The 15,025-nt window shown below is 68.0% G+C and carries 15 protein-coding genes; 6 read left to right on the top strand and 9 right to left on the bottom strand.

What is annotated here, in order from left to right; genetic code table 11:
* Positions 1-40 precede the first annotated feature (40 nt).
* The 4 genes from FHU39_RS00365 (at position 41) to FHU39_RS00345 (ending at position 3,132) form a co-directional block, all read left to right on the top strand.
* On the top strand, positions 41-1,279 hold the full coding sequence (locus FHU39_RS00365) for an inorganic phosphate transporter (protein ID WP_183317931.1): 1,239 nt from the start codon (positions 41-43) through the stop codon (positions 1,277-1,279).
* A gap of 25 nt (positions 1,280-1,304) precedes the next feature.
* Positions 1,305-1,586 (top strand): hypothetical protein, encoded by a 282-nt coding sequence (locus FHU39_RS00360; protein ID WP_246336120.1) that lies wholly within the window; start codon positions 1,305-1,307, stop codon positions 1,584-1,586.
* Positions 1,478-2,203: a DUF3349 domain-containing protein gene (locus FHU39_RS23720; RefSeq protein ID WP_343065673.1), complete on the top strand. Its 726-nt coding sequence runs from the start codon at positions 1,478-1,480 to the stop codon at positions 2,201-2,203. The genes FHU39_RS00360 and FHU39_RS23720 overlap by 109 nt, the downstream gene beginning before the upstream one ends.
* 131 nt (positions 2,204-2,334) lie before the next feature.
* Positions 2,335-3,132 carry an inositol monophosphatase family protein gene (locus tag FHU39_RS00345; RefSeq protein ID WP_183317929.1) on the top strand — a complete coding sequence of 266 codons (798 nt, stop codon included), beginning with the start codon at positions 2,335-2,337 and terminating at the stop codon, positions 3,130-3,132.
* On the opposite strand, the gene FHU39_RS00340 is transcribed toward FHU39_RS00345, so the two are convergent.
* From FHU39_RS00340 to FHU39_RS00300, 9 genes are all read right to left on the bottom strand, one after another.
* Positions 3,122-3,937 (bottom strand): ATP-binding cassette domain-containing protein, encoded by an 816-nt coding sequence (locus tag FHU39_RS00340; RefSeq protein ID WP_183317926.1) that lies wholly within the window; start codon positions 3,935-3,937, stop codon positions 3,122-3,124. The genes FHU39_RS00345 and FHU39_RS00340 overlap by 11 nt on opposite strands.
* Positions 3,934-4,986 (bottom strand): ABC transporter permease, encoded by a 1,053-nt coding sequence (locus FHU39_RS00335; protein WP_183317924.1) that lies wholly within the window; start codon positions 4,984-4,986, stop codon positions 3,934-3,936. Before FHU39_RS00335 ends, FHU39_RS00340 begins: the two co-directional genes overlap by 4 nt.
* 13 nt (positions 4,987-4,999) lie before the next feature.
* Positions 5,000-6,016: a substrate-binding domain-containing protein gene (locus FHU39_RS00330; protein ID WP_343065672.1), complete on the bottom strand. Its 1,017-nt coding sequence runs from the start codon at positions 6,014-6,016 to the stop codon at positions 5,000-5,002.
* Entirely contained in the window at positions 6,013-7,986 is a 1,974-nt protein-coding gene (gene iolD / locus FHU39_RS00325; RefSeq protein WP_183317922.1) for a 3D-(3,5/4)-trihydroxycyclohexane-1,2-dione acylhydrolase (decyclizing), read from the bottom strand. Before iolD ends, FHU39_RS00330 begins: the two co-directional genes overlap by 4 nt.
* A complete protein-coding gene (gene iolB, locus FHU39_RS00320; RefSeq protein WP_183317919.1) occupies positions 7,983-8,885 on the bottom strand; it encodes a 5-deoxy-glucuronate isomerase in 903 nt (300 codons plus the stop codon). The genes iolD and iolB overlap by 4 nt, the downstream gene beginning before the upstream one ends.
* Positions 8,882-9,718: a Cgl0159 family (beta/alpha)8-fold protein gene (locus FHU39_RS00315; RefSeq protein WP_246336237.1), complete on the bottom strand. Its 837-nt coding sequence runs from the start codon at positions 9,716-9,718 to the stop codon at positions 8,882-8,884. The genes iolB and FHU39_RS00315 overlap by 4 nt, the downstream gene beginning before the upstream one ends.
* A 116-nt stretch (positions 9,719-9,834) precedes the next feature.
* A complete protein-coding gene (gene iolC, locus FHU39_RS00310) occupies positions 9,835-10,785 on the bottom strand; it encodes a 5-dehydro-2-deoxygluconokinase (RefSeq protein ID WP_183317917.1) in 951 nt (316 codons plus the stop codon).
* Complete coding sequence (locus FHU39_RS00305; protein ID WP_183317916.1) at positions 10,782-11,666, bottom strand: sugar phosphate isomerase/epimerase family protein; 885 nt, start codon at positions 11,664-11,666, stop codon at positions 10,782-10,784. The genes iolC and FHU39_RS00305 overlap by 4 nt, the downstream gene beginning before the upstream one ends.
* Positions 11,663-12,673, bottom strand: coding sequence for a Gfo/Idh/MocA family protein (locus tag FHU39_RS00300; protein WP_183317914.1), 1,011 nt, complete (start codon positions 12,671-12,673; stop codon positions 11,663-11,665). Before FHU39_RS00300 ends, FHU39_RS00305 begins: the two co-directional genes overlap by 4 nt.
* Positions 12,674-12,819: 146 nt before the next feature.
* Between FHU39_RS00300 and FHU39_RS00295 the strand changes: the two genes are divergently transcribed.
* Both FHU39_RS00295 and gabT read left to right on the top strand, forming a co-directional pair.
* Positions 12,820-13,554 (top strand): GntR family transcriptional regulator, encoded by a 735-nt coding sequence (locus FHU39_RS00295; protein WP_183317912.1) that lies wholly within the window; start codon positions 12,820-12,822, stop codon positions 13,552-13,554.
* An 85-nt stretch (positions 13,555-13,639) separates the two neighbouring features.
* Positions 13,640-14,980 carry a 4-aminobutyrate--2-oxoglutarate transaminase gene (gabT, locus tag FHU39_RS00290; RefSeq protein ID WP_183317910.1) on the top strand — a complete coding sequence of 447 codons (1,341 nt, stop codon included), beginning with the start codon at positions 13,640-13,642 and terminating at the stop codon, positions 14,978-14,980.
* The last annotated feature ends 45 nt before the right edge of the window (positions 14,981-15,025 follow it).

The raw sequence follows: 15,025 nt of genomic DNA, 5'->3' as shown, positions 1-15,025 counted from the left end.
CTTGCATCCGCAGTGCCTCACGGCGTCATACTCAGGCATTGTGAGTGCTGAACTCTTCATCTTGATCCTGCTGGTGATCACCGCAGTGGGATTCGACTTCACCAACGGCTTCCACGACACCGGCAACGCGATGGCCACGTCCATCGCCACCGGTGCCCTGAAGCCCAAGACCGCCGTCGCACTCTCGGCGATCCTGAACCTCGTCGGCGGGTTCCTGTCGGTCGAGGTGGCCGTCACCGTCACCACCTCGGTGCTGAAGATCCAGGACAAGGCCTCCGGCGGGCTGCTGGACGGCATCGACGCCGAGAAGGCGATGTTCATCATCTTCGCCGGGCTGATCGGCGGGATCCTGTGGAACCTGCTCACCTGGCTGTTCGGTCTGCCCAGCAGCTCCTCGCACGCGCTCTTCGGCGGCCTGATCGGCGCCGGCCTGGCCGCGATCGGCACGAGCGGCATCAACTGGGACGGCCTCGTGGTCAAGGTCATCATCCCGGCCGTGCTGTCGCCCTTCATCGCCGGCGCGATCGCCTCCCTCTCCACCTGGGGCATCTACCGGCTGACCCGCAAGGTCGGCGACTCGAAACAGGAGTCCGGCTTCCGGTGGGGCCAGGTGGCCACCGCGTCGCTGGTCTCGCTGGCACACGGCACCGGTGACGCCCAGAAGACGATGGGGGTCATCGCGCTCGCGCTGATCGCCCACGGCAGCCTGTCGGACCAGCAGATCGAGGCGCACGGCCTGCCGATCTGGATCATCGTGCTGTGTGCCGGGGCGATCGCGCTCGGCACCTACATCGGCGGCTGGCGGATCATCCGCACCCTCGGCAAGGGTCTGGTCGAGATCGAGGCCCCGCAGGGTATGGCGGCCCAGGCGTCCGCCGCGGCGATCATCCTCACCTCCAGCAACCTCGGTATGGCGCTGTCCACCACCCACGTCACCACCGGTTCGATCGTCGGCACCGGGGTCGGCAAACCCGGCTCGGTCGTGCGCTGGTCCGTCGCCGGCCGGATGGCCGCAGGGTGGGTCATCACGCTCCCCTGCGCGGCCGTCGGCGGCGCGGTGAGCTACTTCATCGGGCATCTCATCGGCGGTGTGGCCGGTGCGATCGTGATCTTCCTGATCCTGGCCGCGCTCGCGGCATACATCTACTACCGCGCGCAGCAGCAGAAGGTCGGCGCGGACAACGTCAATGCGGACTGGGACGAGGAGACGAACGGCGTCGTGCCGAACGATCCGACGGAGTCCCAGGGAGCGAAGAAGACCAAGGAGCCGGTCGCCTGACGGCGGCCTGGAGGGTATCGAGCAGATGAACATCGACTGGGCCGAGATGGCAACCGGCACCGCGAAAGTCATCGTCGCCGGACTGATCTTCGGCGCCGGGCTCCCGTTGCTCTACACCATGGGCATCCGACTCTGGGACACCGGCGATGAGGACCCGCAGGCGGACGGAACCGCCGTCGTCGGCAGGCAGTTCTCCCGATGGACGGCATACGCGATCTTCGCGGTGGTGCTTGCGGCGGTTATCATCGGCGTTCTGTACATCACCCAGAAGAGCATCGACCATTACCTCGGGATCGAGTTGTTCTGATGACCATGGCGACGAATTTATTGACTTCAGTAGTGGATTGGCTGCGGAAGGGATATCCGGAGGGCATACCGCCCAAGGACTTCCCTCCGCTGCTCGCGCTGCTGCAACGCTCCCTCAGCCCTGAGGAGGCGCAGTCGGTGTGCGCGCAGTTGATCTCCGACAACCCCGACGGCGACATCGCCCGGGAGGCGGTCGCCAACGCGGTCAAGCAGATCAAGGAGGCGCCGCCGAGCGAGGAGGAGATCAGCGAGATCGCCGAGCGGCTCGCCGCGGTGGGCTGGCCGATGTCGTTGTCCGAGGACGACGAGAGCCCCGAGCGCGTCGGCTTCTTCCAGCGGATCCTGGACTGGCTGCGGGCGGGTTACCCGGACGGCGTGCCGCCGACCGACTTCGTCCCGCTCTTCGCCCTGCTGCAGCGCCGGCTGACGAAGAAGGAGATCAAGCAGGTCGCCAAGGAGCTGATCGCCTCCAACAAGGTCCCCGGTGAGCCGAAGACGCCGATCTCCGAGGACGAGGCGCAGGAGCTGATGCAGGAGGTCGCCGGCGTGGTGCCGATCGAGGCGGACGTGGATCGGGTGCGCAAGCGGCTGGCGAAGAAGGGCTGGCCGCTGATCTGAGCGCCGGTGTCGCGGTCACAGGTCACCCCTGGGGCGACCCGCGCACGGTCCCGGGCCGATTCCCGCTCACAGGTCCCCCCAGCGGCGACTCCCGCACGGAGCAATCGGCCGCTGCCGATAGATTCGGTGCCATGCCGACGTATGACGACGACCTGCGCCTTGCGCACGTGCTGGCGGACGCAGTGGAGCCGACCAGCACGTCGCGCTTCCGCGCCGATGACCTGCACGTGACGGCGAAGCCCGACCTCACTCCGGTCACCGACGCCGACCTGGCGGTCGAGGAGATCATCCGCGGCCAGCTGAAGCGCGCGCGGCCACGCGACTCGGTGCAGGGCGAGGAGCACGGCACCGAGGGCAGCGGTCCGCGTCGCTGGATCATCGACCCGATCGACGGGACCAAGAACTTCGTGCGCGGCGTACCCGTCTGGGCGACGTTGATCGCGCTGGTCGACGACGGGCTCCCGGTCGTCGGGCTGGTCGCCGCGCCCGCGCTGGGTCGTCGCTGGTGGGCCGGGCTCGGCACCGGCGCCTGGAGCGGACGGTCCCTGTCGGGCGCGAAACGCATTGGTGTTTCGGGTGTTTCACAGCTCTCCGACGCGTCGGCATCTTTCGCAGGCTGGCACACCTGGGCCGATCTGGACCGTCGGGACGCGCTCGTGGAGCTGATGGACGATGTATGGCGGGTGCGCAGCTACGGCGACTTCTGGTCCCACATGCTGGTGGCCGAAGGCGCGATCGACTTCGCACCCGAGCCGGAGCTAGCGGTCCACGACATGGCGGCGCTCGCGCCGATCGTCACCGAGGCCGGCGGCCGCTTCACCGGGCTGGACGGCACGGACGGCCCGTGGAGCGGCAACGCCCTGTCGAGCAACGGGCTGCTGCACGACGAGGTACTGGCCCGGATCGGCGACGCCGCCTTCACTGAGTGACGCGCCCGCTGAGTTCGTGTGACAGTTCCTGTAGTTCGTCGCCACCGGCCATCTCGCCCGCGAGTTCGTCGACCGTGATCTCTTGCCGTGCCTTGTCCAGCGACACCCGACCCAGTTTCAGGACCACGAAGTGATTGCCGACGAGGTAGGCGTGGTGCGGGTTGTGGGTGATGAACACGACGCCCAGGCCGGCGTCACGCGCCTTCACGATGTACTTCAGGACGACGCCTGCTTGTTTGACCCCGAGCGCCGCCGTCGGCTCGTCCAGAATGATCACCTTCGCGCCGAAGTAGATCGCCCGCGCGATCGCGACGCATTGGCGTTGCCCACCCGACAGGGATCCCACCGGCCGGTCGATGTCCGGGATGTGAATGCCCATCTTGGCGAGCTCGGCGCTCGCGATCTGCCGCATCTGGCCGATGTCCAGACGCCCGAACGGACCGCGCGCGATCTCGTTGCCCAGGAAGAAGTTTCGCCATACGGCCATCAACGGGGCGAGGGCCAGATCCTGGTAGACCGTGGCGATCCCGGCATCCTGCGCCTCGCGTGGCGATGCGAAGTGCCGATGCTCGCCGCCGATGAGCATCTGGCCGGAGTTGTAGTCGTGCAGACCCGCCAGGATCTTGATCAGCGTGGACTTGCCCGCCCCGTTGTCCCCGAGCACACAGGTGACTTCTCCCTGCCGCACCGAAAGGCTCACACCTCGGAGGGCGTGGACGTTGCCGTAGCTCTTGCCGACGTCGGCCAGCTCCACCATGGTCGGCGTCGGCGCGTCGGGTGTCGGCTGCTCATCCGTCGCGGTCATCGCGCGCTCGCCTTCCGTTGGACTGTGGTGTTGACCAGGGTCGCGGCGACCAGCATCACCCCGAGGAAGGTCTTCAGCCAGTCGGGATTCCAGCCGGCATAGGTGATGCCGAGATAGGTCATGCCGTAGATCAGTGACCCGATGGACGCTCCGATCACCGACCCGTACCCGCCGGTGAGCAGGCAGCCACCGACGACCGCGGCGATGATGTAGATGAACTCGTTGCCGACTCCGAGGCTCGCCGTCAGGGTGTTGAAGCTGAAGAGCAGGTGCATCCCGAGCAACCAGCCGCAGAAGCTCACTGTCATGAACAGCCCGATCTTGGTGCCGACGACCGGGACGCCGACGGCACGTGCCGCGGGTGCGTCACCACCCGCCGCCAGGATCCAGTTGCCGATCTTCGTGCGGGTCAGCAGGTAGGCCCCGCACGCCGTCAGCACCAGCCAGAAGAGCACGGTGATGTTCAGCGTGACCGAACCGATCTTCCAGGTCTGCGCGAACATGTGTTTCGCACTGTTGTAACCGGCGATCCGTGAGATGTCCGGTGAAACGACCTGGCCCGAAATGCTCCGGGTCACAGCCAGATTGACGCCCTGGAGGATGAAGAAGGTGCCGAGCGTCACCAGGAAGCTCGGCAACTTCGTCCGGTGCAGCAACCAGCCGTTGAGGAAACCCACGCCCAAGGACAGCGCCAACGACACCACGACGCCGACCCACAGGTTGATCCCGAGGTCCCAGCAGAAGAGCGAGGCGATCAGGCTGGACGTGAGCACGGCGACGCCCGCGGACAGGTCGAACTCTCCGCCGATCATCAACAACGCGACGGGAACTGCCATGATCCCGATCGTCGACGCCTGGTAGAGGATGTTGCCCGTCGTCTCCAGGCTGCGGAAGCTGGATGCCGCGCAGAAGAACAGGATGAAGACGGCGATCGCACCGATGAGCGCCCCGACTTCCGGCTTGCTGAGCACCTGTGCCAGCACGGAACGCTGGTGGACCCGGTCTTCGGACGTTCCGGGCGGACCCGGTGCGTGGTCGACAGCGGTCATGACAACTCCTCGGTCAGCGGGTGCCGTTCGCAGCGTACTTGGCCACCGCGTTGACGTTGGACTTGTCGACGAAGGACGGGCCGGTCAGCGTGGGGCTGCCACCGCCGATGGTGTCGCCGTTGGTGAGGTAGAGCCAGAGCGAGTCGACCGCCAGGTAACCCTGCAGCCACGGCTGCTGGTCGACCGCGAAGTCGACGGTGCCGTCCTGGATGGCCTTGACCACGTCGGCGCTGGTGTCGAAGCTGACGAGTTTGGCCTTGGACCCGGCCTCCTTGATCGACTTCACCGCTGTCGTGGTGACGCCGGCGTTGAGGCTCACGACGTAGTCGATCGACTTGTCCTGCTGCAGTTTGGCGGTGATGCCGGACTGTACCGAGGTCGGGTCCTGCCCGTTGACGTAGATGTTGACCGTGCCCGGCACGTACTTCTTGATGCCGGCGCAGCGTGCCTGGAGACCGATGTTGCCCTGTTCGTGCATCACACACAGTGGGTGCTGCGCGCCGGACGCCTTGAGCTTCTTGCCGACCTCCTCCCCGGCCACCCCGTCGTCCTGCCCGAAGAAGCCGAGCAGGTTGTCCTGAGCCATGTACTGCTGACCCGAGTTGAGTCCGACGACCGGTATGCCGGCCTTCTCCGCGCTGGCGACCGCGGACGCCATCGCCTTGGGGTTGGCCAGGGTCACGGCGATGCCGTTGACCTTCTTGTCGGTGGCGGCCTGCACCAGCGCCGCCTGCTTCGTCGCGTCCGGGTCGGCCGAGTACTGCAGCTTGACGTTGTCCTTCTTCGCTGCGGCCTCCGCGCCCTTGCGGACCATGTCCCAGAAGACGTCACCCGGTGCCGAGTGCGTGACCATGGCGACGGTCACCCGGGGCGTCGATGCGACTCCGGCGTTTCCGGCAGTGTCCGAGGAGGTTCCCTTCGCCTTACCTCCCGAGGAGCACGCGGCCAGTGAGACCGCCGTGAGTATCGCGGCCGAGGTGGCAAGGACCTTGCGGGTGCTGCGGTTCTTCTTCATGGTTGTGCCTTTCACAGGGTCACCGCGTCATTGGGCGGTTCGGGCGGATCTGTCGGTCGAACATAGGGGTGCTGCGCGGTCTTGTGCTGCTCGTAGCGGTTCCTCGCTTCCCGGGTGCTGTCCACCCCGGAGACCTCGCTGACGGGCACGTCCCACCAGGCGGCCGAGTCCGGCGTCGCGACGAACGGGTCGGTGGACACGTGGATCACGACGGGACCGGAACGGTCCGGTGCGGCCTTCGCCGTGCGGATCGCCTCGTGGAGCTCGTCGATCGATGCGGCGACCAGGACGGTCGCCCCGAGGCTACGCGCGTTGGCGGCCAGATCGACCGGGAGGAAGTCACCGGCCAGGTGGCCCGCGCCGTCCCGATAGCGGTAGCTCGTGCCGAAGCGCTGCGATCCCAACGTCTGCGACAGTGAGCCGATGGAACCGAAACCGTGGTTCTGCACCAGGACCACGATGATCTTGATGCGTTCCTGCACGGCGGTCACCAACTCGGTCGGCATCATCAGATAGCCGCCGTCGCCCACCATCGCGAAGACGTCACGTGACGGGTCGGCCAGCCGAACCCCGATCGCGGCCGGGATCTCGTAGCCCATGCAGGAGTAGCCGTACTCCACGTGGTAGCCGTAGGCGTCCCGCACCCGCCACAGCTTGTGCAGATCTCCCGGCATCGAGCCGGCCGCACAGACGACCACGTCCCGCGGGTCGCTCAGACGATTGACGGCCCCGAGGACCGAACCCTGGGTCAGCAGGCCGTCCGGCAGGCCTTCGCGAGTCGCGGCGTCCTCGGCGTAGGCGAGTTCGACCTGGGCATCCCAGTCCCGCCAAAGGCGTTGCTGCTCCTCGCGGTAAGAGCCGGGAACGCTCCATCCGGACAACCTTTTCGTGAGGCCGTCGACGGCATCCCGCGCGTCCGCGACGACCTCGAGTGCGGCGTGTTTGACTGCATCGCTGCGGACGACGTTGAGGTTGATGAAGCGCACATCCGGTGACCGGAAGACGGTGCGTGACGCCGTGCTGAAGTCGGTCCACCGCGTCCCGATCCCGATTACCAGGTCTGCCTTCACGGCAAGGGAATTCGCAGCCGTGGTGCCCGTCGAGCCGACCGCCCCGACCAGGTTCGGGTGACCGTGGAGCAATGCGCCCTTGCCTGCCTGGGTCTCGGCGACAGGGATGCCGGTCCGGGCACTCAGCTCGTCGAGCGCGTCCTCGGCGCCCGAGTAGTGCACCCCACCGCCGGCGACGATCAATGGACGATGTGCGCCGCGGATCAGGTCGGCCGCGGCATCGAGAGCCCCCTGCTCGGCGGGTGCGCGACCGATCCGCCACACCCGCGGGGCGAACAGGCCGGCGGGCCAATCGAACGCCTCGGCCTGCACGTCCTGGGGCAGGTCGAGGGCGACGGCACCGGTCCGCACGGGATCGGTCAGCACAGCCATCGCGGAGAGGAGCACCGATGGCAACTGCTCCGGGCGGCTGACCCGGTCGAAGAAGCGCGTCACCGGGCGGAAGACGTCGTTGACGGAGACGTCACCGGCCATCGGGTGCTCGAGCTCCTGCAGCACCGGACCGCTCGCCCGCGTCGCAAACGTGCCGGACGGCAACAACAGCACAGGGATCCGGTTGATCGTGGCGAGCGCCGCGCCCGTCGCCATGTTGGTCGAGCCGGGCCCGACGGAGGCGGTGCACACCCACGTCTGCAGGCGCCGGCGTTGTTTGGCGAAGCCAACCGCGGTGTGGACCATGGCCTGCTCGTTGCGGGCGAGCACATACGGCAGCCCCGGCTCGTCGTGCTCCTCGCGTTCCATCAGCGCCTGGCCGATGCCCGCGACGTTGCCGTGCCCGAAAATGCCGAGCACACCTGCGAAGAAAGGGTTTTGCTGTCCGTCGCGTTCGCTGAGCTGCGCCGCGAGGAACCGGACAGTGGCCTGCGCGACCGTCAATCTCACCGAGCCGACGGACTGCTCGCTGCGCTCACTCATCGTTCCCCTCCCATGGGCAGCCGCGGGTCCACCGGCAGACCGGCCCAGCCGTCCCTGATCGCGGCGTGCGCGGGGTCGTCACTGATCAGCCAGTTGCGCTCCGGGCCCGGCCCGGCCATCACGTTCAGGTAGTAGAGGTCGGCATCCGGTGCGGCCATCGACGGGCCGTGCCAGCCGTGCGGCACCATGACCGCGTCGCCCGTGCGCACTTCGGCGAGTACATCGATGGGGCGATCCGCGGTGCCGTAGACCCGGTGATAGCCGATCGCGTCGTGGTCACGACCGCCTGTCGCGTGCCGCGCCTCGAAGTAGTAGATCTCCTCCAGTTCGGTCTCGACGCCGTCACGTGCTTCGTCGTGCTTGTGCGGCGGGTAGGACGACCAGTTGCCCGCCGGAGTGATGACCTCGCACACGAGGATCCCCTCTGCGTCGAGGGTTCCCGGCATACCGAGGCCCCGCACCTCTCTCGAGCAGACGCCGGCTCCGCGCAACTCGATCGGCACGTCACTCGCGTCGATCCCGCGTGCCGGAAACGCGTCGTCCGACGATCGGGAGGCCAGGCACAGCGCCACTCGTGCCGGCCCCTCCCCTGCGCTGACCTCGATCGACGTCGCGTCCGGGAGGTAGGCGACGTCGGTGGGTCCGTCGAAGACGGAGTCGCGCCCGGACAGCGCGATGTCCGCGTCGTCACACGTTGCGCGGACTGCTCCATGCAACGGTACGACGACGCATTCTGTTGCAGGAGAGCAAAACTCGTATTGCTCTCCCGGGTCCAACCGCACCACCACCAGGCCCGTGTGCGACCACTGACCGTCGTCCCCGGGCTGTATGACGACCACCTCTCGACCGGTTGCCCGGCCCGGGCGGACCCAACGGTCGTTGTCCGTCCCACCGCTCATCGTGCCTCCTCCGGGTGGACCATCCGCGCCGCCGTCTCGACTGCGGCGCGCACGTCACCGCCGGGTGGATAGAGCAGGGCGCGCCCGACGACGAGCCCGCGAGCCGCAGGCATGCTCAGTGCTGCCCGCCACGAGTCGTAGGTCTCCTCCGGGTCACCCTGGGGGTCGCCACCGAGCAGCACCGTGGGCAAGGTGGTCGCCGACAGGACCCGGTCCATCTGGTCGACGACAGGCACCTTCAACCAGGTGTGCGAGCTGTCGGCGCCGAGACCGGCGCAGATGTTGATCGACAGGATGGTGTTGTCGGGGTCCAGCAGATTCCTGACCCTGCCGCCGTCCTGCACCGAGATGAACGGCTCGAGCATGGTGATCAGCCGGCGCTGGGCGAGTTCGGTGACAACCCGCCCCGTCGCCTCCAAGGTCGCCACGGTGCCGGGGTCGTCGTAGCAGATCCGGGTGAGGGTCTTCCCGCCTTCGAGTCCACGCGCTGCGATCAGCTCCGGCGTGTATCCGGTGAACCGGTCGTCGAACTCGAAACTCGCGCCCTGCAACCCGCCCCGGTTCATCGAGCCGATCGCGATCTTGCCCTCCAGCGCCCCCAGCAGCAGCAGGTCGTCGAGCACGTCGGCGGTCCCGAGCACGCCGTCGACACCTGGGCAGCCCAACGCGGTCACGAGTCGGCGCAGCAGATCGACCCGGTCGGCCATCGCCGAGGCGTCGCCGCGCACACCGAAGGCACCTCGAGCGGGATGGTCCGCCGCCACGAGCAGCATCCGACCGTCCTCGCGCAACAGTGGCCGTCTGCGGCGCGCCGCCCAACGATCGGCGATCATCGTCGGCCGTTCGGCGCGCACCCGGGTCAGGCCGGAGATGTCGACGGCCCACGGCTCACCGGCGGTGTCGCCGGTCGAGACATCGGCTCGCAGCTGCGTCTGGTCCATGCTGTCCGTCATCCCTCCGATCCAAGTGCCTGCTCGACCTCCGCGGCGGTGGGCATCGCTGTCGAGCATTCCAGCCTGCCGGCCACGAGTGCACCTGCGACATTCGCGAATGCAATGACCCGTCGTAGCGACCACCCGCTCAGCAGACCGTGCACGAGTGCGCCGCCGAACGCGTCACCGGCGCCGAGCCCGTTGACCACGTCGACCCGGTGGACCGGCACCTCCACCTGCTCCTCGCGCGTGGCGGCCAGCACGCCTCGCGGGCCCTGCTTGACCACGGCGAGTTGCAAACCACGGTCGAGCAGCGCCGCGGCGGCGCGCTGCGGGTCGCGCTCCCCCACCGCCACGGCGCACTCGTCCTGGTTCCCCACCGCCACCGTCACCAGCTCCAGTGCCGCCGACGCCTGGGCCGCCGCCTCGTCAGCTCCGGCCCAGAACATCGGCCGGTAGTCGAGGTCGAGGACGGTGTGCGGCACTCGGCCGCGTGCCTGCCAGGCAGCGAAGTGTGCCTGCCGGCTCGGCTCCTGTGACAGCCCCGTCAGCGTGGACCAGTAGGCGTTGCTCTCGCGAATGTCCGCCAGCGGCAGTGCTTCCGGTTCGAGCTGCAGGTCCGGCGCCGTCGGGTAACGGTAGAAGTACAGCGGGAAGTCGTCGGGCGGGTGGACGGCGCAGAAGGTGACGGGCGTCGGCGGTCCGTCCTCCTTGCGGGTCAGGATGTATGCCGGATCGACGCCCAGCCGGTTCGCCTCGGACCGGACGTACCGGCCGAACGGGTCATCGGCCACCTGGGTCACCAGCGCGACGTCGTGGCCGAGACGTGCTGCTGCGACGGCGACGTTGGTGGCACTTCCGCCGAGGAACTTCTGGAACGTCCGCACCTCCTCGAGCGGCACCCCGTGGTCGAGCGGGTAGATGTCGACGCCGGTCCGACCGATCGCGACCAGCTCCCGCCCGCTCATGAGGACCTCGCCAGCACGAACTCGAGCGAGGCACGAACGTCCTGCTCCGGTCCGGCTCCGGTCCGGGCGGGGTCCGCCGCCAGGATCGTGTCCTGTTCGAGGACGTACCAACCGTCGTAGTCGTGCGACTCCAGTGCGTCGATGATCGCACCCAGGTCCACGTCGCCCCGACCGAGCGGCACATACATGCCCCTCGACACCGCCTCGGTGTAGCTGATCGTTCCGGTTCGGACAGCTTCGGCCAGCTCGGCCCGCACGTCCTTGAGATGGGTATGACGAATGCGGCTCGTCCAGCTGCGGGCGATCGCGACGGGATCACCGCCACCGACCAGGATGTGACCGGTGTCGAGGCACAGACCGATGCGGGAACCGGCAAGAACCCTCTCGGTCTCCTCCCCCGACTCGACCATCGTGCCTACGTGCGGGTGCAGCGCCGCGCGCAGACCCCGCGCACCGGCACGTTCCTCGATGAGGTCGAGGTGCGAGAGCAAGGTCGACCAGCCGAGGTCGTCGAGCTGCGGCCGTGAGTCGTACCCCTGCGTGCCGGTCGCTGCCGCGATCACAACCGTGTCGGCGCGTGCAGCGAGCAACGCGGTCATCGCCCGCTCGACGGTCGGCAGCGGATCCACGGCGGGATCGTGCAGGACGACGGGCACGAACTGCCCGACAGCCGACAAGCCGTAGCCACGCAGCGTCTCAGCCTTCGCACGCGGGTCGTCCGGGAGGAAGCCCTCCGGGCCGAACTCCGTTGCCACGAGGCCGAGTTCGCGCATCTGGGTGAGGACTGTCGCTGGATCGAGCTGGAAACCCCAGTCGGGGACCTCGCACACGCCCCACGAAATAGGCGCGGCCGCGACTCTCTGCCGGAGCGGACGACTCATCGCAGACCTTCCGGGACCTCGTGGAGTGACACCGATCGTCCCGTCGCGCGCGACAGCTCGCAGGCATCCGCGATCCGGAACGCCTGCAGCGCGTCATACACGGTGCAGGGGCTCGGTCGGCGACCGGCGACGACCTCGCAGAACGCGGACAGTTCCGCCTGGTAGGCGGGCAGGAAGCGCTCCTGGAAGCTGTGCACCCGCGGACCCGCGGGGAACGTCACGCCCGTTTCCGCCGAGGTGAGTGCGAGGCTGTCGTCGAGGCCGACCGCGATCGCGCCCTTCTCACCGAAGACCTCCATGCGTACGTCGTGTCCTGCACCGTTGTACCGCGTGGAATTGACCAGGGCGACCGAATCATCGTCCAGCTTCAGCAGCGCGGCGCCGGTGTCGACATCCCCGGCCGCGGTGAAGAAGTCAGCTCCGCGATTGCCCCCGGTCGCCGCCACCGAGACGACCTCTCGACCGGTGATGAACCGCAGGATGTCGAAATCGTGGACGTTGCAGTCCCGGAAGATGCCACCGCTCGTCGGGATGTATGCCGCCGGCGGCGGTGTCTCGTCCATCGTGTTGGCCCGGATGGTGTGCACGAATCCCAGGCTCCCGGACGCGACCGCCTCGCGAGCCGTCACGTAGCCGGAGTCGAACCGGCGCTGGAAACCGATGTGGATCGGCACACCCGAGGCGCGCTCCAGCTCGGCGAGCTCGATCGTCTCATCCAGGGCGGCCGCGACCGGCTTCTCGCAGAACGTGGGCAGACCTTGTGCGATCGCTCTGCGCAACAGCGGAGCGTGACTCATGGTGTCGGTCGCGATGAGCAGCCCGTCGATCCCTCCCTCGAGCAACGCATCGACGCTGCCGACCGCACGAAGGCCGAGCTCGCGCGCCACCCGGTCGGCCGTCCCGGCCCGGGCGTCGGCGAGGACGACCTCGTCCACCCCGTCGAGGTGCCGCAGGGTCGCCGCATGGAAGGCGCCGATCCGACCAACGCCGGCCAATCCGATGCGCATGGGTGCCAGTCCGATCTGTCGAGGTGTGTCAGGAGTGGATGTCAGGCGCCGTACGCCGGATCACATGGAGACAGTAGCAACCACGAGTTCATTTGTCCTGACATATTGACAACATTACGTCCTGATCTTTGGCGTAACATCGTCATATGTCCGCGCCACCGGTTGCCATCACCATCGACAGGGCATCGCCCGTGCCGCTGTATCACCAACTGGCAGAACAGCTTCGACAGGCGATTGATGACGGTGCGCTGACACCGGGGCAGAGTCTGGAGAACGAGATGGCTCTGGTCGAGCGCCTCCAGTTGTCGAGGCCGACCGTGCGCAGAGCCCTCCAGGACCTGGTCGCCGACGGGCTCATCGTCCGGCGGCGCGGTCTCGGGACCCGGGTCGCGAACCAGCGCATCCACCGCCGCCTGGGCCTGACGAGCCTCTACGACGATCTCGCACGTGCGGGGCGCAGGCCGAGCACTCAGATCATCGACTTCCGGCTGGAGCAGAACGCGCCAGCAGCATCGGCGCTGGCCCTCCCGCATTCCACCTCCCTGCTGTCGATCGTTCGTCTGCGGCTGGCCGATGGATCACCCATCGCACTGCTGCACAACTGGCTGCCGCCGGCGTTCGCCGACATACCCCGCCCGCAACTGGAGGAGGATGGGCTGTATGCCGTCCTGCGCCGGCGCGGAGCCGGGCCGACCGTCGCCCAGCAGAGCATCGGCGCGAGAGCCCCGACCGCCGCCGAACGACGACGCCTCAAGATGGGCGGCGGGGTCCCGTTGCTCACCATGCAACGAGCCGCCTTCAGCATGGCCGGCGATCCGGTGGAGTTCGGCGACCACTGCTATCGCGCCGACAGCTACCAGTTCGACGTCACGGTTGATTGAGCCGCAGAGTCGTCTATAGTTCGAAATCGAAACCCTTTGATCGCCGCGAGTGCGGTGGTCGCCCAGTTCGGAGCAGGAGCACGCCATGACAATCACCACACCGGACGTCGCGCAGCGCCGTGAACTGAAAACCCCCGTCCCCGGTCCTCGGTCGCAGGAGCTCGCCGCACGTCGCGCTGCTGTCGTCGCCGGCGGGGTGTCGTCGACGCTGCCGGTGTATGCCGCCCGCGCGGCCGGCGGCATCATCGAGGATGTCGACGGCAACACGCTGATCGACCTCGGCTCCGGCATCGCGGTCACGACGGTCGGCAACGCCAACCCGCGCGTGGTGGCGAACGTGCAGCAGCAGGTCGCCGACATCACCCACACCTGCTTCATGGTCACCCCCTACGAGGGGTATGTCGCCGTCGCCGAGAAGCTCGCCGAGCTGACGCCCGGGGATCACGCGAAGAAGTCCGCGCTGTTCAACTCCGGCGCCGAGGCGGTCGAGAACGCCGTGAAGATCGCACGGTACGCGACGGGACGGCAGGCGATCGTCGCGGTCGACCACGCCTACCACGGCCGGACCAACCTCACGATGGCGCTCACCGCGAAGGCGATGCCCTACAAGAAGGGGTTTGGCCCCTTCGCCTCGGACATCTACCGGGTGCCCACGTCATACCCCTTCCGCGACCCCGACGGGATGACCGGCGAGGAAGCCGCCCAGCGTGCGATCACCATGGCGGAGAAGGCAGTCGGCGCCGACCAGATCGCGGCGTTCCTCATCGAGCCGATCCAGGGCGAGGGCGGTTTCATCGCGCCGGCACCGGGTTTTCTCGGCGCGATCGCGGAATGGTGCAGCGCCAACGGGATCGTTTTCATCGCCGATGAGGTGCAGAGCGGTTTCGCGCGGACCGGCAACTGGTTCGCCGTCGACCACGAGGGCGTCGTGCCCGATCTGGTCACCACCGCCAAGGGCATCGCCGGCGGCCTGCCGCTCGCAGCGGTCACCGGCCGCGCCGAGATCATGGACTCGGTGCACCCGGGTGGCCTCGGCGGGACGTATGGCGGCAACCCCGTCGCGTGCGCCGCAGCGCTCGGTTCGATCGCGTCGATGGAGCAGGATGGCCTGCTCGACCGCGCGCGGCACATCGAGGACGTCGCGACAGCGAAGTTGCGTGAGATCGCCGCGAAAACCCCTGCTATCGGTGACATTCGCGGCCGCGGCGCGATGCTGGCGGTCGAGATCGTGAAGCCGGGCACGAAGGAGCCGGACGCCGCGCTCACCGCTGCCGTCGCGAAGCGCTGTCACGAGCAGGGTGTCGTCATCCTCACCTGCGGCACCTTCGGCAACGTCATCCGCCTCCTGCCGCCACTGGTCATCAGCGACGACCTGCTGCTCGAGGGCCTCGGCGTCCTCGGTGACGCTTTCGCCGAGCTCGCCTGAGGCACCGCTCGACCCCGACGATCGGTCTCACGGGGAGACCCGTCG

The sequence above is a fragment of the Flexivirga oryzae genome, assembly GCF_014190805.1.
Classification (GTDB): domain Bacteria; phylum Actinomycetota; class Actinomycetes; order Actinomycetales; family Dermatophilaceae; genus Flexivirga; species Flexivirga oryzae.
The sequence above is the reverse complement of the archived record's forward strand: the minus strand, read 5'-3'. Positions and strand labels throughout refer to the sequence as shown.